The sequence below is a fragment of the Synechococcus sp. CBW1006 genome, from assembly GCF_015840525.1.
Taxonomy (GTDB): Bacteria; Cyanobacteriota; Cyanobacteriia; order PCC-6307; family Cyanobiaceae; genus CBW1002.
Genome location: NZ_CP060396.1, coordinates 2244121 through 2267244, shown reverse-complemented (window position 1 = coordinate 2267244; position 23124 = coordinate 2244121). Strand labels below are relative to the sequence as shown.

Annotated in this window: 21 protein-coding genes and 1 pseudogene; 14 read left to right on the top strand and 8 right to left on the bottom strand. The window is 67.6% G+C overall.

What is annotated here, in order from left to right:
• Positions 1-51: 51 nt before the first annotated feature.
• A complete protein-coding gene (folD, locus tag H8F26_RS10910; RefSeq protein ID WP_197153953.1) occupies positions 52-960 on the bottom strand; it encodes a bifunctional methylenetetrahydrofolate dehydrogenase/methenyltetrahydrofolate cyclohydrolase FolD in 909 nt (302 codons plus the stop codon).
• A gap of 76 nt (positions 961-1036) precedes the next feature.
• Between folD and H8F26_RS10905 the strand changes: the two genes are divergently transcribed.
• Positions 1037-3124: an HDIG domain-containing metalloprotein gene (locus H8F26_RS10905; RefSeq protein ID WP_197153952.1), complete on the top strand. Its 2088-nt coding sequence runs from the start codon at positions 1037-1039 to the stop codon at positions 3122-3124.
• Between the two features lie 17 nt (positions 3125-3141).
• Here H8F26_RS10905 and H8F26_RS10900 read toward each other — a convergent pair whose 3' ends face one another.
• Complete coding sequence (locus tag H8F26_RS10900; RefSeq protein WP_197153951.1) at positions 3142-3708, bottom strand: hypothetical protein; 567 nt, start codon at positions 3706-3708, stop codon at positions 3142-3144.
• 105 nt (positions 3709-3813) lie between these two features.
• Between H8F26_RS10900 and H8F26_RS10895 the strand changes: the two genes are divergently transcribed.
• Positions 3814-5319, top strand: a complete 1506-nt coding sequence (locus H8F26_RS10895) for a peptide ligase PGM1-related protein (RefSeq protein ID WP_197153950.1) — start codon at positions 3814-3816, stop codon at positions 5317-5319.
• 95 nt (positions 5320-5414) lie between these two features.
• Entirely contained in the window at positions 5415-5867 is a 453-nt protein-coding gene (locus H8F26_RS10890) for a hypothetical protein (protein ID WP_197153949.1), read from the top strand.
• Between the two features lie 5 nt (positions 5868-5872).
• Here H8F26_RS10890 and H8F26_RS10885 read toward each other — a convergent pair whose 3' ends face one another.
• The 3 genes from H8F26_RS10885 to H8F26_RS10875 form a co-directional block, all read right to left on the bottom strand.
• Positions 5873-6721: a carbohydrate ABC transporter permease gene (locus tag H8F26_RS10885; protein WP_197153948.1), complete on the bottom strand. Its 849-nt coding sequence runs from the start codon at positions 6719-6721 to the stop codon at positions 5873-5875.
• A gap of 181 nt (positions 6722-6902) precedes the next feature.
• Positions 6903-8528, bottom strand: a complete 1626-nt coding sequence (locus H8F26_RS10880; protein WP_197153947.1) for a 2-isopropylmalate synthase — start codon at positions 8526-8528, stop codon at positions 6903-6905.
• A 37-nt stretch (positions 8529-8565) separates the two neighbouring features.
• On the bottom strand, positions 8566-9120 hold the full coding sequence (locus H8F26_RS10875; protein ID WP_197153946.1) for an NYN domain-containing protein: 555 nt from the start codon (positions 9118-9120) through the stop codon (positions 8566-8568).
• A gap of 65 nt (positions 9121-9185) precedes the next feature.
• Between H8F26_RS10875 and H8F26_RS10870 the strand changes: the two genes are divergently transcribed.
• Positions 9186-10751: a glycoside hydrolase family 57 protein gene (locus tag H8F26_RS10870; protein WP_197153945.1), complete on the top strand. Its 1566-nt coding sequence runs from the start codon at positions 9186-9188 to the stop codon at positions 10749-10751.
• Between the two features lie 22 nt (positions 10752-10773).
• Here H8F26_RS10870 and crtL read toward each other — a convergent pair whose 3' ends face one another.
• Positions 10774-12003, bottom strand: a complete 1230-nt coding sequence (gene crtL, locus H8F26_RS10865) for a lycopene beta cyclase (protein WP_197153944.1) — start codon at positions 12001-12003, stop codon at positions 10774-10776.
• Positions 12004-12011: 8 nt separating this feature from the next.
• A complete protein-coding gene (gene gyrA / locus H8F26_RS10860) occupies positions 12012-14627 on the bottom strand; it encodes a DNA gyrase subunit A (protein WP_197153943.1) in 2616 nt (871 codons plus the stop codon).
• Between the two features lie 40 nt (positions 14628-14667).
• On the opposite strand from gyrA, the gene H8F26_RS10855 reads away from it, so the two are divergent.
• The 7 genes and pseudogenes from H8F26_RS10855 to H8F26_RS10825 all read left to right on the top strand — a co-directional run.
• The gene (locus H8F26_RS10855) at positions 14668-15798 is read left to right on the top strand and encodes a homocysteine biosynthesis protein (RefSeq protein ID WP_197153942.1); all 1131 of its coding nucleotides are present in this window, start codon (positions 14668-14670) and stop codon (positions 15796-15798) included.
• Between the two features lie 203 nt (positions 15799-16001).
• The gene (locus H8F26_RS10850) at positions 16002-16469 is read left to right on the top strand and encodes a CAAD domain-containing protein (protein ID WP_197153941.1); all 468 of its coding nucleotides are present in this window, start codon (positions 16002-16004) and stop codon (positions 16467-16469) included.
• Positions 16470-16526: 57 nt separating this feature from the next.
• The gene (locus tag H8F26_RS10845; protein ID WP_197159145.1) at positions 16527-17690 is read left to right on the top strand and encodes a GuaB3 family IMP dehydrogenase-related protein; all 1164 of its coding nucleotides are present in this window, start codon (positions 16527-16529) and stop codon (positions 17688-17690) included.
• A 237-nt stretch (positions 17691-17927) separates the two neighbouring features.
• Positions 17928-18251 carry a thioredoxin gene (trxA, locus tag H8F26_RS10840; protein ID WP_197153940.1) on the top strand — a complete coding sequence of 108 codons (324 nt, stop codon included), beginning with the start codon at positions 17928-17930 and terminating at the stop codon, positions 18249-18251.
• Positions 18252-18298: 47 nt separating this feature from the next.
• Positions 18299-19324: a TIGR00730 family Rossman fold protein gene (locus tag H8F26_RS10835; protein ID WP_231597763.1), complete on the top strand. Its 1026-nt coding sequence runs from the start codon at positions 18299-18301 to the stop codon at positions 19322-19324.
• A gap of 26 nt (positions 19325-19350) precedes the next feature.
• Positions 19351-19950 (top strand): imidazole glycerol phosphate synthase subunit HisH, encoded by a 600-nt coding sequence (gene hisH, locus H8F26_RS10830; protein WP_370594704.1) that lies wholly within the window; start codon positions 19351-19353, stop codon positions 19948-19950.
• A 10-nt stretch (positions 19951-19960) separates the two neighbouring features.
• A pseudogene (locus H8F26_RS10825) lies at positions 19961-20515 on the top strand (RsmD family RNA methyltransferase); the annotation flags it as partial.
• Positions 20516-20596: 81 nt separating this feature from the next.
• Here the strand turns inward: H8F26_RS10825 and petG are convergent.
• On the bottom strand, positions 20597-20710 hold the full coding sequence (petG, locus tag H8F26_RS10820; RefSeq protein WP_015110794.1) for a cytochrome b6-f complex subunit V: 114 nt from the start codon (positions 20708-20710) through the stop codon (positions 20597-20599).
• Between the two features lie 189 nt (positions 20711-20899).
• On the opposite strand from petG, the gene H8F26_RS10815 reads away from it, so the two are divergent.
• The 3 genes from H8F26_RS10815 to H8F26_RS10805 are packed head-to-tail and all read left to right on the top strand — an operon-like array spanning position 20900 to position 23119.
• Entirely contained in the window at positions 20900-21223 is a 324-nt protein-coding gene (locus H8F26_RS10815; RefSeq protein WP_322757458.1) for a cytochrome c, read from the top strand.
• Positions 21224-21227: 4 nt separating this feature from the next.
• Positions 21228-22031 carry an RNA methyltransferase gene (locus H8F26_RS10810; protein ID WP_231605139.1) on the top strand — a complete coding sequence of 268 codons (804 nt, stop codon included), beginning with the start codon at positions 21228-21230 and terminating at the stop codon, positions 22029-22031.
• A 26-nt stretch (positions 22032-22057) separates the two neighbouring features.
• Complete coding sequence (locus tag H8F26_RS10805) at positions 22058-23119, top strand: serine hydrolase (RefSeq protein WP_231605138.1); 1062 nt, start codon at positions 22058-22060, stop codon at positions 23117-23119.
• The last annotated feature ends 5 nt before the right edge of the window (positions 23120-23124 follow it).

The window sequence follows — 23124 nt, the reverse complement described above, 5'->3', positions numbered from 1 at the left end:
ACGTCTGGGCTCCTGCAGCGCGTGTGATCGCAACAGTGCGCAGTCCTCGCCTCAGGGCAGCAGGTCGGCCAGGGGCTGATCGAGGCCGCAGCGCTGGCACCAGCTGGTCACGGTGTTGACCAGCAACAGGGTCACGGTCATCGGGCCCACACCGCCGGGTACCGGCGTGATCGCGCTGGCGATCGGCTCCACCTCTTCGAAGCGCACGTCTCCGCAGAGCTTGGAACGGGCCTGAGGACCAGCCGACGGATCGGGATCGAGGCGATGGATACCGACATCCACCACCACCGCCCCGGGCTTGACGTGCTCCGCCCCGATCATCCGCGGCCGGCCTGCCGCCACCACCAGCACATCCGCCTGGCGGGTCAGGGCCGCCAGGTCGCTGGTGCGGGAGTGGGCCACGCTCACGGTGGCATCTGCCGCCTGGAGCATCAGCGCCATCGGTTGACCCACCAGGATGCTGCGGCCCACCACCACCGCCCGCTTGCCGCGCAGCTCCACCTGAGACCGAGCCAGCAGGGCCATCACGCCGGCGGGGGTGCAGCTGCGCGGACCAGGCTCGCCCTTGAGAAGCCGGCCGAGATTGAGCGTGTGCAGGCCGTCGGCGTCCTTCTCGGGATCGATCGCTGCCAGAAGGGGCCCCTCGCTCATGTCGGCCGGCAGGGGCAACTGCAGCAGGATCCCGTCCACGCAGGAATCGGCGTTGAGCTGCCGAATCGCGGCCAGCACTTCCGCAGCGGGGGTGCCGGCCGCCAGGTGGGTCAGGAAGCTGCGGATGCCCACACGGCCGCAGGCCTTCTCCTTGTTAGCCACATAGACGCCGCTGGCGGGATCGTCGCCCACCCGCAACACCGCCAGCCCCGGCGGCCTGCCGGCCCGCTCCAGCCGCTCGGCGATCACGTCGGCCAGGCGCTGCTCGATCTCCTGGGCCAGAAGGCGTCCGTCCAGACGGGTGGCCATGCACATCCGAGGCATCTCGCCATCCAGCTTGCCTGGGTTGTTCCGCCTCAGCAGTGCCCTCGCTAGCGTGTTGTCCATGGGGATTCGACAGCGTCGTGCCAGGACTCTGTGGCGACGATTCGTGCGCCTGGAATGCCCTCGACAGCCTCTGGCCACCTGGAGCCTGCAGGCCACAGCGGGTGTCCTGCTGATGTGCGTTCTGGTGGCGCTGATCACCAGCTGGCCCTGGCTCACCCAACCCAGTCTTCAGCCTGGATTTCCGGCCCCGTTCACGGCCCAGGCTCCCCGAGATGCCACCGTGGTCGACAGCGAGGAGCTGGAGCTGCGCCGCAGTCAGCTGGTGCCCCGCAGCCATGTGCAGGTGGTGGATGATCGGGCGACTCGTGAACTGAAAGACCGCCTGGAGCAGGAGCTGCGTCGCCTTCAGATCTCGATCACCTCTCCGCAACAGCGCCTTGGCGCCCAGACCCTCAGTCCAGACGAGCAGGCGTGGCTCGAATCGCTCACCCCGACCCAATGGACTGACTGGATCAAGCAGGTGCGCCAGGTGCAGGCCCGCATGCTGAGCCAGGGCCTGGTTGCGAGCGTGGCCGATAGCCAGCTCGCCAGTGCTGCTGGCCTTCACTTCGAGGGTTTGCCGAGTACGGGCCGCCGGCTGGCTGCGCGGCTGGTCTCGGAATCTGTGGCTGGTTACAGCAATCTTCGCACCGATGCGGCTCTCACCCAGCGCCGCATTGAAGATCTGGTGACCCAGCAAGGTGTTCCCACGATCGCCGTGAAGCGTGGTGATCTGATCATCCGTCAGGGAGAGGCGATCAGCTCGCAGGCTTACGACGTGCTCGATTACTTCGGGTTGGTGAGCCGCCAACCGAGGCCGTTGGCCTGGTTGCAGCACGTGACCGAGGCCATGGCCACCTGTGGGGTCATCCTCCTTGTTCTGCGGCGTTGGCGGGCCCGGGCCGAACCGCGTCATGCGCTGCTGGTGCTGGGGATGCTGCTGGGGGTTCAGGCCTTCAAGCTGTGGCTGGGTCCGGCCGCCAGCCCGATGGCCCTGCTGGTGCCGCCCACCCTGCTGCTGGCCGAGGGCTTAGGCACTGTGGCGGGGCTGGCATGGCTTGCGGGGGCCTCCCTGCTCTGGCCGCTTCCACTTGATGCGTTGTTGAACGTGCGGGTCTTGCTGGCGGCGGCGATCGCGGCGGCGGCGGCGATCGTGGCCAGCCGCCAGCGCAACCGTGCGCAGCTGCTGCAGCTGGCGGTGTTGCTTCCCACCGCCGCCCTGGTGCTGCAATGGCTGCTGGTGCAGCTGGCCGGGCTGACGGGAGTCACGGATGGCCGGTTGCCAGACGCCGCCCAGCTGCTGAGTGAAGCATTGCTGATGGGTGGCCTGGTGATGGCTGGCGTGCTCCTGGCTCCGCTGGTGGAGAGCTCCTTCGGGTTGCTGACTCGGGCGCGACTGCTGGAACTGGCCGATCTGGAGCGGCCCCTGCTGCGTCGTCTCTCCTGTGAGGCACCCGGCACCTTCGAACACACCCTGATGATTGCCGGCCTGGCAGAGGAGGGTGCTCGGGCCATCCGGGCGGATGTGGACCTGATCCGCACAGGTGCTCTGTATCACGATGTGGGCAAACTGCATGCTCCGCAGTGGTTCATCGAGAATCAGGGAGACGGGGAGAATCCCCACGACGGCCTCAATGACCCCTTCCGCAGTGCTGAGATCCTTCAGGCCCATGTGGATGAAGGTCTGAAGCTTGCCCGCCGCTATCGCCTGCCCAGCCCCCTGGCGGACTTCATTCCCGAGCACCAGGGCACCTTAAAGATGGGATATTTTTTCTACCAGGCGCGAGAGCGGGATCCATCTGTTCCGGAATCCGCCTTCCGCTACCGGGGGCCGGCTCCGCGCAGCCCTGAAACCGCCATTCTCATGCTCGCTGATGGATGCGAGGCGGCGTTGCGATCTCTTCCCCCTGGCACCTCGGAGCAGGAGGCGGGCGCAATGGTGAGGCGGATCATCGAAGCGCGCCGCCACGACGGGCAGCTGGCCCGCAGCGGACTGGGACAGGCCGATCTGGAGCTGCTGGTGCGCGCCTTTGTACGGGTCTGGAAACGGATGCGACACCGTCGCATCCCCTACCCGATCCCCGCCCGCAAGGTGTACAGCGCCTGATCAGCAAACGCCGACGGTCACACTTTCGGAATCTGGTCTGGGCTGTCTTCCTCGAATCGTTCCCAGGCCTCCAGCAGCGTGTAGGCCGCCAGCCGGCGATACCAGAGCTCAGGATCACCTCCCTGATCAGGGTGCCACTCCTGCAGCTTGCGGCGCCAGGTGGCCCGGATCAAGGGCCAGGAGCTGCCTGGAAGGACACCAAGTTCGGCGCAGGCTCGTCGGTAACGATCATGGCCCGGCTGGGCGCGCTGGGGATCGGCTTCAGCATGGAGGGAGGATGTCGGAGGGCCGGAGGAAGGCGGGGGCTCGGACTGGGACCGATGGCGCGGCCGACGTTGCAACAGCGCACTCGAGAGACCCAGCAGGCCGCGGCTGATCAGCCCCGCGCCGGCCAGCAGGAAGATGGCCGGGGAGAACAGCATCACGGTGCTGTCGAAGGCCTGCTCGAGATTGCCGCTACGGCGAGCCTGCTCAGCCATCGCCAGGATGAACCGCGCCAGGACAGTCCCGATCACCATGCTGGTGAGCCCGATCAAGAGGGAGTCCCACCAGCGGGGCGGCGGGCGATGGTGGGCTCTGCTCAAGCGGCCATCCCATCCGGCTCGATCCCCGCAGGCTACCCATGACGATTCGGAGGGTTGGCGCCGCGGCCTCGGCTCAGCAGCATGGGGACAGTCCGGCGGCCAGCCATGGCGCTCAGCTTCGCGGAGCTCCAGGCCCAGTTGCGGCAGGGCTGGGGTGGGCACTGGGGCGATCACGGCGATCGGGCCGACGCCCGGTTCGATCAATTGGTGGTGCCGTCGCTCACCATGGAGGAGCACCAGATCCAGCTGGTGACCGGCGTCCACCACTACGAAGAACGCCAGCTCTTCAATCTGATCCGGCTGCGCCATCCAGGCGTGCGGGTGGTGTATGTAACCAGCACGCTGCTGCCGGAGCTGGTGGTGGATGCGGTGCTGGAGCTGTTGCCCGGCATGCCGGCCTCCCATGCCCGCCGCCGGTTGCACCTGTTCGACACCAACGACGCTTCGCCGCGGCCGCTCACCGCCAAGCTTCTGGAGCGGCCGGCCCTGTTGGCCCGCATCCGCGAGCAGCTGCGGCCAGGGCGCAGCTTTCTGAGCTGCTACACGGTGACTGATCTGGAGCGGAGCCTCTCCGAGCGGCTGCAGGTTCCGCTGCTGGGTTGCGATCCCGCCCTGGCCCACTGGGGCACCAAGGCCGGCAGCCGTGAGTTGTTTGCCCGCTGTGGTGTGCCCCATCCTCCGGGCAGTGGCGTGGTGTTCACCCTGGAGGATCTGGCGGCAGCGGCCGTGGATCTCTGGGATCACAACCCTGGGCTGCGGCGGTTGGTGGTGAAGCTCAACGAGGGCTTCAGCGGCGAGGGCAATGCCAGGCTCGATCTCAAGCCTCTCGATCTGCCCGGCCACAGCGCCGGCCAGCGTCTGGCCGTGATGCGGCAGGCCCTGGAGCGATTGCCGATGCCGAGCCAGCACTGGCAGGAGCTGCTGGCCCGGCAGGGGGCCCTGGTGGAGGCCTGGCTGGAGGGAGGCGAGCAGCAGAGCTCCCCCAGCGTGCAGGGCATGATCCATCCCGATGGCTTCGTGGAGGTGCTCTCCACCCATGAGCAGCGGCTGGGCGGCAGCTCCGGCCAGACCTTCGAAGGCTGTTCCTTCCCTGCCCATGCCGCCTACCGCCAGCCGTTGATGGAGATGGGCCGGCTTGTCGGGGAGGCCCTCGCCGCCGAAGGGGCGCTGGAGCGCTACGCCGTCGACGTGGTGGCCCGGAGGTTTTCAGGCCATTGGGATCTTCAGGCCATCGAGGTGAATCTGCGCCAGGGGGGGACCACCCATCCCTTCATGGCCCTGCGCCACACCACTAGCGGCCGGCTCGATCCCGCCACTGGCGCCTTCCTCTCCCCCTCAGGCCAGGCCCTTTACTACGAAGCCACAGACAATCTCTGCGATCCCCGCCTGCGGGGGCTGCTGCCGGAGGATCTGATCGATCTGGTGGCCGAGGCGGGGCTGCATTTCGATCCAGCCCATCTGCGCGGCAGCCTCTTCCATCTGCTCGGTTGCCTGTCGCAATACGGCAAGCTCGGCATGACCTGCATCGGCCGCAGCCCCGAGGAAGCCGCTGCGGTGTATCAGGGCACCCAGGAGGCCCTGCTGCGGGGGGCGGGGCGATTGCAGGGCTGAGTCTGGGCTGGGCCGAGCCATTGCAGAGCTCAGCCATGGGTGGCCAGGGGAGAGGCGACCGGCCAGGATCGAACCAGACACGCCGTTTCGCCGCGATGGCACCCGCCTCCAGCAGTCGAAGCCCCTCCCTGCCCGAGGCACCCCTGTGGGTTCCCTGGCTTCTGGTGGGCATCTCCACGATGCTCGTGGTGCTGTTCGTGGTGATCCTCGGCAAGTACCGCGAGCAGAGCCGCAGCCTGCGCCAGCTGCGCGATCGGGTCGAAGGGCTGGAGCACTCCCGTGCCCTGGAGCGCACCACGATTCTGGAACAGCAGCTGCGCAGCACCTCCGAGCGGCTGCGCAAGCTTGAGTCCCTGGAGGGTTCGATCGCCAATCTGCAGGGACAACAGGATCGCCTGCGCGTCGAAGTCCGCCAGATCAGCCGGCGCCAGGTGGCTCCCGAACTGGAGATCCCTCCGGCTGTGGAGGCACCGGCCCCATCGAGCCCAGCCCCAGCTCCGTCGGCCTCATCGACGAGCCGGCCAGCCAATCCGGGTGCCAATCCCTGAAGCGGTCAGCCCTTGACCGCGTCGCCGCTGGCGTTGGGAAGGATGTAGCGCTGCAGGCCGATGAACAGCACCAGGACCGGCAGAATCGACACCACCGAGCCTGCAGCCACCAGGCGCCAGTCGAGGGAGAAGCTGCTGGCCAGTTGTTGCAGCCCCAGCGGCAAGGTGTAGAGCTGAGGGTCGTCGAGAATCACCAGGGGCCAGAGAAAATCGCTCCAGGTGCCGATGAACACGAACATCGCCAGGGTGATCAGATCGGCGCGGGCCGCCGGGATCATCACGTTCCACCATTCGCCCAGGGGGGTGCAGCCGTCGATCCGGGCTGCCTCTTCAAGCTCCACGGGCACCCCCAGGAAACTCTGACGCAACAGGAAGATGCCGAAGGCGGTGGCCGCCTGCGGCAGGATCAGGGCCCAGAGGGTGTTGCGCAGGCCGATCTGCACCATCAGCAGATACAGCGGAATCATCACCACCTGGAAGGGAATCAGGATCGTGGCCACCACCAGGGCCAGCACGAGGCCGCGACCGGCGAAACGCAGCCGGGCCAGGGGATAGGCCGCCAGGGAGCAGAACAGCAGATTGGCCAGCACCGCCAGGGCACTGACGATGGCGCTGTTGCGCAGGTAGAGACCGAGCGGATTCTCGGTGAACAGCCGCCCATAGGCCTGCAGGCTCGGCTGGGCCGGCAGCAGGGCCGGAGGGCTGGTGAAGATGTCCTCGGCGGGTCCCTTGAGCGACGTGCTCACCAGCCACAGCAGGGGCAGCAGCATCAACAGGGCCACCAGCAACAGCACCGCCAGCTGCACGCCATGGGTGAGGGAGGGACGGGACCGACCGCTGGCGGAACGGGACATGGCGCGGCGGATCGGGGGTCCCTGAAGCGGCTGAAGGCTAGCTGGGTCCACACCGCCTCAACGCTGCGCTGCCACCTCCCTGGCCTCAAGCAGCAGGTCGCCCAGCGCCACAGCTCAGAGCAGCAGGCGCAGCCCGCATTAGCTCCAGCGTTGCAGCAGCGGCAGGGAGCGGCCCATCGATCTAGAGCCTCGGAATCTCGGCCACCGGCAGGGGCGCTTTCTGGGGATGCAGAGGGGCTCGCTGGGCTCCGGCCACGAGGCGGTTGAGCGCGTTCACGAAGGCCTGGGCAGCTGCCACCACGATGTCGGTGTCGGCGGAATGGCCGGAGTAGAGCACCCCGGCGGCCCGCAGGCGAATCGTCACCTCGCCCATGGCATCGATGCCCTCGGTGACCGATTTGACGCTGAATTCCACCAGCTCATTGGGCACCCCGGCCAGCCGGTTCAGGGCCTGACAGACCGCATCCACAGGACCCGTGCCGATGGTCGCCTCGGTGCATTCGGCGCCATCGGCCGTCTGCAGGGTGACGGTGGCCGTGGGCTGCAGCCCCGTGCCGCAACTCACCTGGACCCGCTTGAGGGTGAAACGCGCCTCATCCTGCAGCTGCACCTGCTCGCTGACGATCGCCTCAAGGTCGCGGTCGCTGATCTCGCGCTTGCGGTCGGCCAGCTCCTTGAAGCGGGCGAAGGCGTCGTCGAGATCCTCGCGCTCAAGGGTGTAGCCGAGTTCCTCCAGTCTCGCGCGAAAAGCACTGCGGCCGGAGAGCTTGCCCAGCGAGATGCGGTTGTCGCTGAGCCCCACGGTGCGGGCGTCGATGATCTCGTAGGTGAGGCGATTTTTGAGCACACCGTCCTGATGGATGCCCGATTCGTGGGCGAAGGCATTGGCCCCCACAATCGCCTTGTTGGGTTGTACCGCCATACCGGTGAGATTGCTCACCAAGCGCGAGGTCTTGGTGATCTCCTCCGTGCGGACGCCCGTGAGCGGTTCAGTGCTGTCTGCCGGACGGCCCAGGAAGGGGTTGAAGTAGCTGCGCCGCACGTGCAGGGCCATCACCAGCTCCTCAAGGGAGGCATTGCCGGCCCGCTCGCCGATGCCATTGATCGTGCATTCCAGCTGGCGGGCGCCGTGCTTGACGGCCTCGAGGAAGTTGGCCACGGCCAGGCCGAGGTCGTTGTGGCCGTGCACCGAGATCACGGCCTGGTCGATGTTGGGCACGTGGGCATTGATGCCCGCGATCAGCTCACCGAATTCCGACGGCGTGGCATAACCCACCGTGTCGGGGATGTTGATCGTGGTGGCCCCGGCCCGGATCGCCACCTCGATCACCTGGTACATGAAGTCCGGATCGGAGCGGCCGGCGTCCTCGCAGGAGAACTCGACGTCGTCGACCAGCGAGCGGGCGTAAGCAACCATCTCAGCGGTGATCGCCAGCACCTCGGTGCGGGATTTGCGCAGCTTGTGCTCCAGGTGGATGTCGCTGGTGGCGATGAAGGTGTGGATGCGGCGGCGGGCCGCCGGGGCCACGGCGTCGGCACAGGCCTTGATGTCGCCCTGGGCCGCGCGGGCAAGGCCGCAGATCACGGGTCCCTCGGGGGTGCCGACGCTGGCGGCGATGCGCTGCACGGCGTTGAAGTCGCCGCTGCTGGCGAAGGGAAAGCCGGCCTCAATGATGTCCACACCGAGCCGGGCCAGCTGCTGGGCGATGGCCAGCTTCTCCTCGAGGTTGAGGCTGGCACCGGGCGACTGCTCGCCGTCGCGCAGGGTGGTGTCGAAGATCAGCACCCGGCCGGGATCGCGGGCCATGGCAGTTAAGTCGGAATGAGTATGAGTTGAGTGGAGTCTAGGGGGTCGCCTGGGCCGCTCCCTGGCGCTGGAACACGGGCGCCTGCAGGGCCTCAGCCTTTTCGAGGCGCTCCCGCAGGCTGGCCAGGTCCACGAAGCGATCGGCGGCGTTGCGCAGTTCCCGGGCCACCATCCCCTCGGTGCTCATCACCACGATGCGCAGGCCCCGGGCCCGCAGCACCTCCACCAGCCGCTCCAGGTCACGACTGCCGCTCAGCAGCCAGACCTCGTCGGTGCGGCCGGCCACCGCCATCAGATCGATGGCGATCTCCACCTCGAGATTGGCCCGTCCGTAGTGACGGGTCTCGGCGTCGCCTCCGCCGAACTCCCGCAGGGGCCTGGTGCGCACGGTGAATCCCAGGCTGGTGAGGGCGTCCCGGAAGGGGCGCTGATCGGTGTGATCCTTGAGACCCGCGTACCAGAAGGCGCTGGCTGGTTCCCCACCCGCCTGCTCGCGGGCCAGCTCCAGCAGGCGGCGGGGATCGAAGAACCAACCCAGCTTCTGCTGGGCATAAAACATGCCGTGACCGTCAACCGCCAGGACCAGCTGCATGGGGTGGAGGGCGACAACGTTCAGCCTAGGGGCGAGGCCTACACTGCCCGCATCGCCGCAAGCCCATGGCCGCAGGGAATCTGGCCCTGGTGCTCCACGCCCATCTCCCCTACGTGCGCTCGGGGGATCCGGGATCCCTGGAGGAAGACTGGTACTTTCAGGCGCTGCAGGAGTGTTACCTGCCGCTGCTGGCCATGCTGGAGGCGGCCGCGGCTGACCCGCAGCAGCAGCCGCGCCTCACCCTGGGGCTCTCCCCCACCCTGCTGTCGCTGCTCTGCGACGCCGATCTGAACGCCCGCTTCCCGGCCTGGCTGGAGCAACGTCAGCAGCTCCTGGCTCTGGCGCCATCCACGCACCGGGACGCGGTTCTGGATCTGGACATGCGCCTCCAGGCCGCAGCAGACCAGTTCCGGGCCAGCGGCGGCACCCTGTTGCCCCGATTTCGGGCCCTGCAGCAACGGGGGGTGCTGGATCTGATCACCTGCGCCGCCACCCACGGCTATCTGCCGCTGCTGCGCCACACCCCTGAGGCGGTCCGGGCCCAGCTGCTCACCGCCATCCGCGAGCACCAGCGCCTGCTGGGGGAGCGTCCCCTCGGCATCTGGCTGCCGGAATGCGCTTACTACGAAGGTCTCGATCAGGTGATGGTCAGCGCCGGCCTGCGCTACTCCCTGCTCGACGGCCACGGTCTGCTGCATGCGCTGCCCAGACCCCGGTACGGCGTCTATGCGCCGATCTGCTCGCCGGCGGGTGTGGCTTTCTTCGCACGCGACAGTGCCTCCACCCTGCCGGTCTGGAGTGCGAGCGAGGGGTATCCCGGTGATCCGGTGTACCGCGAATTCCACCGCGATCTCGGCTGGGATCTGAGCGATGAGGTGCTGGACGAGGCCGGCATCACCAGTCGCCGGCCGCTCGGTCTGAAGCTGCACTGTGTGAGTGGCCGCGACTGTCCTCTCGATCGCAAGCGTCCCTATGACCCCGCCGCGGCCCAGACTCGCCTGGCGGAGCATGCCGCCGCCTATCTGGCCGGCCGCACGGATCAGCTGCAGGCCCTGGGCTCGGCCATGGACCGGCCGCCATTGCTGGTGGCACCGTTTGACGCGGAACTGTTCGGCCACTGGTGGTTCGAGGGGCCGGGGTTCCTGGCGGAGCTGTTCCGGCAGGCGCCTGGCAGCGGTGTGCGCTTCTGCCACCTGCGCGAGGTGCTGACCGGTGGGGATCAACTGCAGGTCTGCCGCCCCTCTCCCTCCAGCTGGGGCCAGGGGGGGTATCACGACTACTGGCTGAACGACACCAACGCCTGGGTGGTTCCCCAGTGGCATCGCGCCTCCCAGGCGATGGTGCGGCGGGTGAACCGCGGCGTGGGCAGCGAACATCAGCGCGATCTGCTCACCCAGGCCGGCCGGGAGCTGCTGCTGGCCCAGAGCTCCGACTGGAGCTTCATCCTGCGGGCCGGCACCACCACTGATCTGGCCCGTGAGCGCATCCACCGCCACCTCGATCGCTTCTGGCGGTTGATGGAGGCGATCGATCAGGGCAACGAGCTGAGTGGCAGCTGGCTGGCGGCGGTGGAACGGGAAGATGGCCTTTTCCCTCTGCTCAATGCCGCCGACTGGTCCAGCATCCCCTGATCTATTGCAGGAACCGTGAGGCTCAGAGCGTAAGCACCCGGGTGAGCAGATCCGCCTCGCGTCCGCGGGGCTCCATCAGGCCCCAGCGCACGTCCCAGGGGGCAGATCCGTACAGCTTCAGCATGGCCCCCACCAGCTCCGGCAGCGGCAGGGTGTTGGTGAGGAAGCCATACCACTGCCGATTCGGCAGGTGGAAGAAGGTCTCGAAGAAGTGGCAGATCTGCTCCTCGGGAAACCGCATCAGCTTCTCGAGGCCGAACTGATACAGGGCATGCTTGCGGCGCAGCTCCTGCGGCCAGAGGGCTCGCCAGGAGCGCCGGGCCAGCTCCGCCGTGGGGCACTGCGCATCCGCCAGAGCTTCGGCCATCGCCTCGGCCAGCACCGGCGCCCGGCGCAACAGCGCGCCCACCATGTAGCCCGAGGCGGGATGGACCATGCTGGCGGCCCCGCCAAAGCCCACCACGGGTTGATCCAGGTCAGGCAGCGGCAGATTCATCGGGAACAGGCAGAACTCCTCGTGATGGATCTCCTGCACCGCCACGCCGCGATGGCTGAGGCGGCGTTGCAGGCGCTGTTTCAGCACGGCAAAGGGAACGGCCGGAGCCAGCGCGAGGGAGGTCTCCTCCACGAAGAACACGCCATCGCCCAGATCCATCGCGTAGAGAAAGGTGGGCGGTTGCTGCCGCTCCTCCGGCGCGAGGTGGTCGGCGCGGAAATCCATCAGCACGAACTGGCTCGGATCCACCGGTGGCGCCGAAAACCGCCCCACGATTCCGTAGGCGGCCTGGCCGGCCACGGGCCCCCGATCGGGCCGCCGGACGAACACCGGCTGATGGCCGCTGGCATCCAGCACCAGTCGAGCCCGCAGCTGGCTGCCATCGGCCAGGCTCACCGTGGATTGGTGGGAGCCGTGCTCGATCCGGGTCGCCTGGCCGCACTGCCACAGCACGCCGGTGGCGCGACCCTGCTCCAGCCAGTGCTGCTGCAGCCTGTGGCGATCGAACAGGCCATAGTCCCGCTCGTGGCTGAGGGGTTCGGGCCCGAACCAGCTCACCGTGTTGCTCCAGCGGTGGGCCAGCAGATGGCTCAGCCCCAGGCTGTCCACCTCCTCGCCCCAGACCCCGTAGGTGTTCTCCCAGGGGGTCTCAGGGGGCTGAGGCGCCAGGGCGATCACGTTGACGCCGCACCTGCCGAGGGCGGCCGTGATCGCCAGCGCCGCCGGTCCGCTGCCGATCACCAGGACATCGACCATGACGGACCTCAGACCTCGGGATCGGGAACGGGCGGGAGTTCCTCCTCCTCCTCCCCCTCAGGCGCCGGCGGTACCAGCACCACCTCGCTGAGGCGGTCGCCGGAATCCAGCTTCTGAAGTCGCACCCCTGTGGCGGCGCGCGATTGCTGCGGCACCGCATCGGCCTGCATCCGCACGATCACGCCGCGCTCGCTCACCAGCAGCAATTCCTCGCCGCTGCCCACGACCTTGAGGCCCACCAGCACGTCGCCATCGCGGCGGAACTTCATGGTGCGCAGGCCCATGCCGGCCCGTTTCTGGAGCCGAAACTGATCGACCGGCACCCGCTTGCCCAGCCCACTGGCTGACGCAACCAGCACCCAGGGCCCTTCGGACGGGGCGAGTTCTTGGCCATCGGCTTCGCTATCACAATCGTCCTCGCTGATGGCACTGCGGGCGACCCGATCGGCCAGCTCCACGGGCAGCACATCCATGCTCACCAACCGATCACCGGCGCGCAGATTCATGGCCCGCACACCCCTGGCCGTGCGTCCCAGCGGCCGCAGTTCCTCATCGAGGAGACGGAAGTGGATGGTCATGCCCTGGCGTGAGCCGATCAGCACACTGTCGCCGGGCAGGGCGAGCCGCACCCAGGTGAGGGCATCGCCATCTTCCAGGGAGATGGCGATCAGACCATTGGAGCGGATATTGGCGAAGGCCGACAGATTGGTGCGCTTGATGTAGCCGCCGCTGGTCAACATCAGCAGCTGCATGCTGTCGTCGAAGTCGCTGACGGCCAGCAGGGAGGTGAGGGCCTCCTCACGCGGAATCGGCAGCAACTGCACCACCGGTGTTCCCTTGGCGGCACGGCTGCAGAGCGGCACGCGGTAGGCGGGGATGGAATACACCACACCGCGATCGCTGAACAGCAGCAAGGCATCGTGATCGTTGCAGCTGATGAACAGCTTCACTGCCTCTTCGCCCTGGCTCTTGGTGCCCGCCTTGCCGCGGGTGCCGCGGCTGGTGGCCTCGAACTCACTCACCGGCATCCGCTTGAGGTAGCCGTTCTCGGTGAGCAACACCACGGAGCGCTCGTTGGCGATCAGGTCGATGTCTTCGAGGCCGCCTTCGAGATCGAGGATCTCGGTGCGGCGGGGCGAGCCGTAACGGGTGCGGATCGCCTGCAGTTCCTCCTCGATCAGGCCCAGGACCCGCTCCCGCCTGGCCAGGATGTCCTTGTAGTCGGTGATCTTGGCGAGCAGATCCTCGTGCTCCAGCCTGATCTTGTCGGCCTCCAGGGCGGTGAGGCGCCGCAGCTGCATCTGCAGGATCGCGTCGGCCTGGATCTCGGTCAGGCCGAACTGCTCGGTCAGCGCGATGCGGGCGGTGGCGGTGTCGGCCGCGCTGCGGATCAGGGCGATGATCGCGTCGAGATTGTCAAGCGCGATCAGCAGGCCGAGCAGGATGTGATCGCGCTCCTCGGCCTTGCGCAGCAGGTAGCGCGTGCGTCGCTCGATCGTCTCGATGCGGAACTCAAGAAACACCTGCAGCATCTTGCGCAGGGTGAGCAGCACCGGTTCGCCCTTGACTAGCGCCAGCATATAGGCGCTGAAATTATTCTGGAGCGGTGTGAGCTTGAACAGATTATTCAGCACCACCTGAGGATAAGCATCCCGCCGCAGTTCAATCACGATCCGCATACCATCGCGATCCGATTCGTCGCGGATGTCGGCGATGCCCTCCAGCTTCTTGTCGTTCACCATTTCGGCGATCCGCTCGATCAGCGCCGCCTTGTTGGTCTGATACGGAAGCTCGGTGATGATCACCGCATCGCGGTCCGGACGGCCCTTGGCCTCCACGGTCTCGATCATCGCCACACCGCGCATCGTCACCGAGCCGCGGCCGGTGGTGTACATCTCGCGGATGCCCCGGCGGCCGAGGATCTGGCCGCCGGTGGGGAAGTCAGGCCCGGGAACCAGGGCCAGCAGCTGACGATCGTCGAGCTCGGGATCGGCGATCAGGGCCAGCAGGCCATCAATCAGTTCGGTGAGGTTGTGGGGCGGGATGTTGGTGGCCATCCCCACGGCGATGCCGGTGGAGCCATTCAGCAGCAGCTGGGGGATGCGCGCCGGCATCACCGTCGGTTCCTGCTGACTGCCGTCGAAGTTGTCGACGAAATCGACCGTTTCGCTCTCGATGTCTTCGAGCAGGCTGTCGGTGGTGAGGGCCTGGAGGCGCGATTCGGTGTAGCGCATCGCCGCCGGCGGATCGTTGTCCACCGACCCGAAGTTGCCATGCCCATCGATCAGGGGCATGCGCATCGAGAAGTCCTGGGCCATCCGCACCAGGGCGTCGTAGACCGCTGTGTCGCCGTGGGGGTGGTACTTACCCAGCACCTCGCCCACCACCCGGGCGCATTTGCGGTAGGGCCGGTCGCTGGTGAGACCCAGCTCGTACATCGCGTAGAGGATGCGGCGATGCACCGGCTTCAGGCCATCGCGGGCATCGGGCAGGGCCCGGCCCACGATCACGCTCATCGCATACTCCAGATAGGAGCGCGACATCTCGTTGCGAAGGTCGGCCTGGATGATCCGCCCGTCGGATTCCCCGGGGCCTGTGGGTCCGGGCCCGCTTGGATCCGCCATGCACGACCGTCTCTAGAAGACGGCAGTTTATCGAAGCCCCATGAGCCGAGCGGTTCGCACTGAGGTCGATCTGCAGCGGCGGCAGCGGCAGGGCACGTTGCGGGTCTGCACGGCCGCCGTTTTCCGGCAGCGGGTGGCGGAGCTGGGGCTGGAGCAGGCCTACGCCGCAACCGATGTGGTGGTGGCCGCCGACGCCAGCTTCATCGATCAGGGGTGCCTGTTGCTCGGCCTGGGCCCCACCGATCCCCCGATCCGGATCCGGGAGGCGCAGGTGGATGGGGTGGCGGCCCTGGCCGGAGCCGGGCCGGGCGAGCTGCTGCTGCCGATCGCCGCTGGGGGCGCCCAGGTGCTGGCGAACCTGCTGGCCGGTCAGCGGGTGAGTCTGGCGGCCACCGGCGAGGCCACGCCTCTGCAGCCCCGTCCGGAACTGCATACCAGCCTTGACCTTGATCGCATCGGCGTGGCCCGCCTCAGCCTGCATCGCGCCATCAGCGAGAACGGCGTGGTGGCCGTGAGCAGCGCCGAAGGGCTGATCCGCTCCCCCTACGGCCCCCTGCTGGGTCCCTTCGGCAACGCGTTGTTCAGCTGCGGCGGTGCCGGCAGCATCGGCCTGACGATGCCGGGCCTGGCCGGATTGGGGCCGGGGTCACCGGTGCTGGTGGCTGGTGGGTTGGGCGTGGTGGTGGGGGCGGGCAGCGGCCATCAGCCCCGGCCACGACGCCAGGCCAGCGGCCATGCCCGCACGCCCGGCGCCGTGGCGGCGGTGAGCGTGGACCTGGCCGATCTTGATCTGCGCTGGCTGCGGGCCAGCCATTTCGAGGGGCAGGGCAGTGCCCTGCTGGTGGCGCTGGCGGCACCGGTCCCCCTGCTCAGCGAGGCCGTCGCCCGCCGCGCCGCCGCGCCCCATGAACAGTTGGAGGCACCGGTGCTGGACCTGTCGATCCCGCGGCGGATCAAGCCCAGCTTCGGCGGGGTGCCCTATGCCCAGCTGCTGGCGGGTCGGGTGCAGGTCAGTGGCCGATCGCTGCGCTGCGCTCCGGCCCACAGCATCCGCCTGGCGGCCGAGATCGCCGAGGAGCTGGTGCAACGCCTGCAGGAGGGACGTTTCCCCCTGAGACTGCCCCTGCAGCCCCTGACGGAGAGAGCAGCCCTGCTTCCCCTTGATCCCTGAAGGGTGTCCCATGACGCCGGGAGACCACGCCTGCCTCAAGCCAGAGGACCGCTGAAGCCTGTGGCCTGAAGGCCCTCGTGGAACGCCTGAGAGTTCATCTCCAGGGATCTCCATCTCAAGGCCTCCCGCCTGGAACGCATGGAAAGGTCGCCGTAAGCTCCGCTCCAGCCCTGCCTGGACCCATGGTCGACAGTTCCAGCCCGATGCCGTCCGCCGAGGATGCCGGCCTGCCCACCCCCCCGGCTCCTGCCGTGGAGGCTGCGCAGGCCCCGGAAGTCACCACACCGGCAACGGACAGTGACTCGCCGCTGGCCGCCACCTTGACGGTGCCTCCTCTGGAGGGTGATGCCGGGGAGGGTGGCGAATGGCAGTTGCTGGTTTCGAAGCTGCAGGACTGGTTCGCCAGTGGCGCCGTGCAGGAGCTCTGGCAGCAGCTGCGCTCCCCGCTGATCGCCCTGGCGGTGCTGATCGGAGTGGTGATGCTCCTGAAGGTTTACGCCGGCGTGATCGGGGCGATGCAGAGCCTTCCCCTGCTGCCCGGGCTGCTGGAGCTGGTGGGGGTGATCTGGCTCAGCCGCTTCGCTGTGACCAAGTTGGTTTACAGCAAGGATCGTGAGGCCCTGCTGCAGGACTGGAGCAGCCGCTGGGAATCCTTTCGCGGCAGGGGCTGAGTCGGCGCCGTGATGTGACGGCTTGTTGATAGTTTGTCTCGATTGCGTCAGTCTCCGGTGAACATCCAGCTCGGTCGATCCCGCACCGTCCGCCGTGCCTACGGCATCGATGAGATCGCCCTGGTGCCCGGTGGCCGCACTGTCGATCCGGCGGTGACCGACAGCAGCTGGACCCTGGGTGGCATCGATCGGGAGATCCCGATCATCGCCAGCGCCATGGATGGGGTGGTGGACGTGGATATGGCCGTGGAGCTCACCAGGCAAGGGGCCCTGGGGGTGCTGAACCTGGAGGGGGTGCAGTGCCGCTACGACGACCCCAACCCCGTGCTGGATCGCATCGCCGCCGTGGGCAAGGACGACTTCGTGCCGCTGATGCAGGAGCTCTACAGCCAGCCGGTCCGGGAGGATCTGATTCGCCAGCGGATCGCTGAGATCAAGGCCAAGGGTGGCATTGCCGCGGTGAGCGCCACCCCCGTGGCTGCCCTGAAGTTCGGCAAGGCGATCGCCGAGGCCGGTGCGGACCTGTTTTTCGTCCAGGCCACGGTGGTGAGCACCGAGCACATCGGCCCTGAAGGCCAGGAAACCCTGGATCTGGCCACCCTCTGCCGCGACTTCGGCGTGCCGGTGGTGATCGGCAACTGCGTCACCTACGAGGTGGCCCTGCAGCTGATGCGTGCCGGCGCCGCCGGCGTGATGGTGGGAATCGGCCCCGGTGCCGCCTGCACCTCGCGCGGCGTGCTGGGTATCGGCATCCCCCAGGCCACCGCAGTGGCCGACTGCGCAGCCGCCCGCGACGACTATCAGAAAGAGAGCGGCCGTTACGTACCGATCGTGGCGGATGGTGGCATCGTCACCGGCGGCGACATCTGCAAGTGCCTGGCCTGCGGCGCCGACGCCGTGATGATCGGCTCGCCGATCGCCCGTGCCGCCGAAGCCCCGGGCCGCGGCTTCCACTGGGGTATGGCCACCCCCAGCCCCGTGCTGCCCAGGGGCACCCGCATCAAGGTGGGCACCACCGGCAGCCTCGAGAAGATCCTGCGTGGCCCCGCTGGCCTCGATGACGGCACCCAGAATCTGCTGGGCTGCATCCGCACCTCCATGGGCACCCTGGGAGCCCGCACCATCCAGGACATGCAGCAGGTGGAGGTGGTGGTCGCTCCGTCGCTGCTCACCGAAGGGAAGGTGTATCAGAAGGCCCAGCAGTTGGGCATGGGCAAGTGATTCCGGGCCTGTCGCAAGCTGAGATTCAGTTCGGGCGCCGGCGAGACGGGCGTTAATCTCAAGGCGTGGGGGCTACGGCTCGCACACTCCTCACACCCCCCGGCCCGGCGCGTCCGGGCTTTTTGTCTTCCTGGCCCCTGGGTCGTGTCCCATCAAGCCGTGCAACGCTTCGACGGGAGCTGTCTGGAGGATTCAGGGGCCGTTGCTAGATTCGAATCACCCTGATCCCAGTAAAGGATGTCCAGCGCTGCAGCCGTCACCGACGCCTCCTTTGAGCAAGACGTGCTCAAGAGCGACGTGCCTGTGCTGGTGGATTTCTGGGCTCCCTGGTGCGGCCCCTGCCGGATGGTGGCGCCGATCGTCGATGAAATTGCCAAGGAATTCGAGGGCAAGATCAAGGTGTTCAAGCTCAACACTGACGAGAACCCCAATGTCGCCAGTCAGTACGGCATCCGTTCCATCCCTACCCTGATGGTGTTCAAGGGCGGCAACAAGGTTGACACCGTCGTTGGAGCCGTTCCCAAGACCACCCTTTCCGGAACGATTTCCAAGTACCTCTGACTCCCTCTCTTTCCGCCCTCGACGGCTTTGGTCAGAGCCCCCTGCAGGTGCTGGGCAACCTGCTCCAGGGGCATCCACAACGCCGTCAGATCGAACGCACCATCGTCACGCTGCTGGAGATCGCCCGCAGCAGTGACGACACCAGTGAATGGCGCCTGATCAACGGCGCCATGGCGGATATCCGTGATGGACTCGCGGTGTTCCAGCCCCACCGCCAGACCCGCAAGGTGACGGTGTTCGGCTCGGCCCGCACGTCCCCCGAGGATCCCTCATACCAGCTGGCCATGGAGCTGGCTGCGGCAGCGGTGGCCCAGGGCTTCGAGGTGATGACCGGAGCCGGTGGCGGCGTCATGGAGGCGGCCAACCAGGGAGCCGGTTGTGAGAACAGCATCGGCCTCAACGTGGATCTGCCGTTTGAACAGCACGCCAACCGCTATGTGAGTGGCTGCGACGGGCGGCTGCTTCACTTTCGCTACTTTTTCACCCGCAAACTGTTCTTCCTGCGGGAAAGTGATGCCTTGGTGGTGATGCCGGGCGGGTTCGGCACCTTCGATGAGCTGTTCGAGTCCCTGACCCTGATTCAGACCGGTCGCACTCCGCCGATCCCTCTGGTTCTGCTGGCGCCGGACGGGGACCGCTTCTGGGAGGTGTGGCAGGACGACATCCGCCGCAGCCTGGTGGATCGTGGCCTCATCTCACCGGAAGACACCTCGCTGCTGCGGGAAGCGCGCACGGCCCACGAGGCGATCGCCCAGATCTGCCGGTTTTACCGCGTTTATCACGGCACCAATCTGGGCGAAGACCGCCTCGAACTGCTGATGCACGTTCCCGTCCCGATCGCGCTGCTGGCCGAGCTCAACCGCGAGTTCGAGCAGCTGGTGAAGGAGGGCACCATCAGTGCCGGTGAAAGCTGCGATGAGAACGGCATCCTGCGGCCCTGCCTCCGCTTCCAGCTCGACAAGCGCCGCATCGGCCAGCTGTATCAGCTGATCGACCGGCTCAACGGGCTCGATCTGGCCCCCTGCCCTGCCCTGGAGCAGCCCGGTGTGCGTCTGGTGGAGGCGACCCTGTGATCCAGCTCGGCCTGCTCGACTACGGCATGGGCAACCTCCACTCGGTGCAGCGGGCCTTCGAGCGTCTCGGCGCTGCGGTGGTGCCGATCCACACCGCCGCTCAGATCGAGGGTGTGCAGGCCCTGGTGCTGCCGGGAGTGGGGGCGTTTGATCCAGCCATGGACCGCCTGGAGCAGTCGGGCTTGATCCCGGCGATTGCCGCATGGTGTGGAGCTGGTCGGCCCCTGCTCGGCATCTGCCTGGGGCTGCAGCTTCTCTTCGAGGCCAGCGACGAAGGCCAACGCCCCGGGCTGGGATTGCTGGCCGGGCGTGTCAGCGCTCTGCCTCGGCTGCCGGGTCATCCGATCCCGCACATGGGATGGGCACCGTTGCTGCCAGCCCAGGCCAGTGCGCTGCTCCCCGATGGGCTACCGCCGCAGTGGGTCTATTTCGTGCACTCCTACGCCGCCGAACCGCTGGACCCGGCCTGCATCACCGCCCAGGTGGATTTCGGTGGAGTGCCGCTCACCGCGGCGGTCTGGCAGGAGCGGATCGCGGCCTGTCAGTTCCATCCAGAAAAATCGGGCCCGGTGGGCGAGGCGATGCTGCGCCGCTGGCTGGAGTGGCTCGCCCAGCTGCCAGCCTGAGAGGAGCCTCGTGAGCCTGCGTCTCAGCGGTGGCCGCACCTTGCTCAGCCCGCCGGGCCATGGGGCCCGCCCCACCCCGGCCCGGGTGCGCGAAGCGGTCATGAACATGCTGTGCCGCGATCTGCCGGATGCGACCTGGCTGGATCTGTTCAGCGGCAGCGGTGCCATGGGCTGTGAAGCCCTGCAGCGTGGAGCCGCCGTGGTGGTGGCAGTGGACAAGGATCGCCGCCATGCCGCCATCAGCCGCAGCAACCTCGAAGCTGTGGCCGGTGTGACGGCTGCCACCCGCTGGACCCCCGAACGGACCACGGTTTCAGATCCCTGCCTGACGGAGTCTCCGTTGACGAGCCCTTCGTTGACAGTGCCGAAGCTGACGGTGATTTGCCAGGAGGTGATCGGCTGGCTCAAGCGAGAGCAGGCCGGTACTGGTTTTGATCTGATCTACGCCGATCCTCCCTACCAGGCTGGGCTTTACCCGGCGATTGCGGCGGCTCTGCTGGACGGAACGTGGCTCGCACCGGGTGGAACGCTGATCTGGGAGTGCGCCAGCAACGCCCGGCCCGAGCTGCCAGCGGGATGGCGCTGCCGCGACGAGCGGCGCTATGGCAGCACCACGATTCAGCTGCTGGAGGTCAACAGACCGGTTTCAGCCGCCGAGGGCACTGCCGCGGCGGTACTGGTTCCAGGCAGCCACGAACAGCCCCACCAGGGTCACGGGGATCAGACCCAGCACGATGCCGCAGAGCAGGGGTTCGATCATGGGGAAACGCCGTGACGGGAAGCACGGCACAATTCTTCCATGCGCCGGTCGGCACTGCGTGCCTTTTCTCCATCCGTGACAGCTCCTCCCTCCCCCGCGCTGAGCAGCCCAGACGGTCTCTCCGGGATCGCGCCGCCCGGACATGACGAGAGTTCAGGAGGACGGAGACGTGGCCTGGTCGCGGCCCTGGTGGCGGTGGCTGCCGTCGCCTGCATCCTGCTGGTGCTGGTGGTGCTGCCGGTGGCACGGATGGATCCCTACACCCGCCAGACGATCGACCTCACCGGCTCGGCCGGTAACGGCGGGCGACTGTTTCGACTCAACTGTGCTGGCTGCCACGGCCTGGCGGCCCAGGGACTGGTGGGCCCGAATCTGCATGGCGTCGATCGCCGCAAGAGCGATCGCCAGCTGATCGAGCAGGTGGTGAGTGGCCGTACCCCGCCGATGCCGCGCTTCCAGCCCGATCCCCAGGCCATGGCTGATCTGCTCGCGTTCCTCCACACCCTGCCTTGATCCCTTGAGCCCCGACCGGCCGCCAATCGTCGTGGTGCTGGTGGAGCCGGCAGGCCCTCTCAACGTCGGCAGCGTCGCCCGCCTGTGCGCCAACTTCGGGGTGGACCGCTTGCGCTTGGTGGCTCCCCGCTGCGACCCCCTCGGCGAGAAAGCGGTGCGGATGGCGGTGCATGGCCGCTCCCTGCTGGAGGGGGCCAGCCGCTACAGCTGTTTGGCCGAGGCCCTGGCCGACTGCCGGCGGGTGGTGGCCACCAGCGGCCGGCTCGACGCGCCACCCCTGCCGCTGTTGCCTCCAGGCGAGGCCCTGCGCTGGCTGCTGGGGGGCTCAGCAGCGTCGGGGCCGACCGCACCCTCCTCGGCCCAGGCGGCGATGGCGGCACCCCTGGCCCTGGTCTTCGGTCGTGAGGATCGGGGCCTCAGCAACGACGAGTTGCTGCAGGCCGGCCGGCTGCTGCAGATCGGCACGGGCGCCGCCTACGCCTCGCTCAACCTGTCCCATGCCGTGGCGGTGGTGTTGCACGAGCTGCACGGCCTGCGCAGCGCGGGGGGACCAACGTCCTCTCCTCCCGGCACCGTCGGGGCGGAGGATCCCGGTGATCCCGCCACCCGGGCGGCCCTGGAGGCCAGCCTGGAGGATGCCGAGGAGCTGCTCCTGGAGGTGGGGTTTCTCTATCCGCACACCGCCCATGCCCGCATGGCCAAAGTGCGGGCCCTGCTGCAGCGCGCCCAGATCGACGAGGGCGAGGTGGCCCTGCTGCGCGGCATGGTGCGACAGCTGCGCTGGGCGAGTCGGCGGGGAAGCCCTTAGCGTCAGCCCAGCCATTGCTGTTCTCCGTGAGTGCCGGCCGTCCGCCTCGATCCAGCACCAACCGCTGGGGGCAACCCCTGAAGCTGGTTCTGCGGCTGCTGGTGCTGGGGGTGGGCCTGGGGGTGATCACCGGCACCACCTTGAAACTGCTGGCCCCCCGCCTGGCCGATGGCGCCATCCAGAAGCCTCTGGCCGATGCGAAGGTGGCCGAGAACGGCATCAAGAGCCTGCCGCTCGGCAGCTTCGAACCGCGCCAGGAGCTCACCGCCCTCAGCCAGAAATGGAGCCAGCAGGCTGCTGCCCACAAGGACCTCAAGGTCAGCGGTTTTCTGTTGGTGCTTGACGACGGCCGCTTCGCCCAACTTCAGCCTGACCTGCCCTTGCCGGCGGCCAGCTCGATCAAGACCCCGATCCTGTTGGTGGGACTCGAGGATTACGACCACGGCAAATTCCGCTGGAACGACCCACTGCCCCTCACCAAGGAGGTGGTGGGCGGCGGAGCCGGCTGGATGGCAAGCCGGCCCGTGGGTACCCGCTTCCCTTTCTACGAGGCGGCCACCGAAATGATCCGTGTGAGCGACAACAGCGCCACCAATCTGCTGATCAAGCGGGTGGGTGGCAAAACGGTGCTCAATGCCCGCTTCCAGCAACTGGGGCTGCCGGCCACGGTGGTGAACAACTGGCTGCCGGATCTGAACGGCACCAACACCACCAGTGCCCGGGATCTGGCCAAGTCGATCGCCCTGGTGGACACAGGCCAGAAGCTGAGCCAGCGTGCCCGCGACCTCTTCCGGGAGGTGATGGGAACGTCTCGCACCAACACCCTGATCCCTCTCGGACTGCTCCAGGGGCTGGGCAAGGATGCCGCCGATCCCGACAGCGAGCTGCTGAGCTTTGGGATCACCGTCTACAACAAGACCGGCGACATCGGCATCGCCTATGCGGATGCGGCCCTGATCCAGTTGCCCACCGGACAGCGGGCGGTGGCGGCCTTCATGGTGAAAGGTCCGTTCAATGATCCCCGCTCCACTGATCTGATCCGTGCCATGGCCGGTGCTGTGGCCCAGACCCTCGTCGGTCGCCGATGAGTGGT

Excerpts from the sequence above, each read along its gene's own strand:
- gyrA (WP_197153943.1), bottom strand. The coding sequence starts at position 14,627 with ATGGCGGATCCAAGCGGGCCCGGACCCACAGGCCCCGGGGAATCCGAC.
- H8F26_RS10880 (WP_197153947.1), bottom strand. The coding sequence starts at position 8,528 with ATGGCCCGCGATCCCGGCCGGGTGCTGATCTTCGACACCACCCTGCGC.
- H8F26_RS10850 (WP_197153941.1), top strand. The coding sequence starts at position 16,002 with ATGCCGTCCGCCGAGGATGCCGGCCTGCCCACCCCCCCGGCTCCTGCC.
- folD (WP_197153953.1), bottom strand. The coding sequence starts at position 960 with ATGGCCACCCGTCTGGACGGACGCCTTCTGGCCCAGGAGATCGAGCAG.
- H8F26_RS10875 (WP_197153946.1), bottom strand. The coding sequence starts at position 9,120 with ATGCAGCTGGTCCTGGCGGTTGACGGTCACGGCATGTTTTATGCCCAG.
- H8F26_RS10870 (WP_197153945.1), top strand. The coding sequence starts at position 9,186 with ATGGCCGCAGGGAATCTGGCCCTGGTGCTCCACGCCCATCTCCCCTAC.
- H8F26_RS10885 (WP_197153948.1), bottom strand. The coding sequence starts at position 6,721 with ATGTCCCGTTCCGCCAGCGGTCGGTCCCGTCCCTCCCTCACCCATGGC.
- petG (WP_015110794.1), bottom strand. The coding sequence starts at position 20,710 with ATGATCGAACCCCTGCTCTGCGGCATCGTGCTGGGTCTGATCCCCGTG.
- trxA (WP_197153940.1), top strand. The coding sequence starts at position 17,928 with ATGTCCAGCGCTGCAGCCGTCACCGACGCCTCCTTTGAGCAAGACGTG.
- H8F26_RS10895 (WP_197153950.1), top strand. The coding sequence starts at position 3,814 with ATGGCGCTCAGCTTCGCGGAGCTCCAGGCCCAGTTGCGGCAGGGCTGG.
- hisH (WP_370594704.1), top strand. The coding sequence starts at position 19,351 with ATGGGCAACCTCCACTCGGTGCAGCGGGCCTTCGAGCGTCTCGGCGCT.
- H8F26_RS10890 (WP_197153949.1), top strand. The coding sequence starts at position 5,415 with ATGGCACCCGCCTCCAGCAGTCGAAGCCCCTCCCTGCCCGAGGCACCC.
- H8F26_RS10855 (WP_197153942.1), top strand. The coding sequence starts at position 14,668 with ATGAGCCGAGCGGTTCGCACTGAGGTCGATCTGCAGCGGCGGCAGCGG.
- H8F26_RS10905 (WP_197153952.1), top strand. The coding sequence starts at position 1,037 with ATGGGGATTCGACAGCGTCGTGCCAGGACTCTGTGGCGACGATTCGTG.
- crtL (WP_197153944.1), bottom strand. The coding sequence starts at position 12,003 with ATGGTCGATGTCCTGGTGATCGGCAGCGGACCGGCGGCGCTGGCGATC.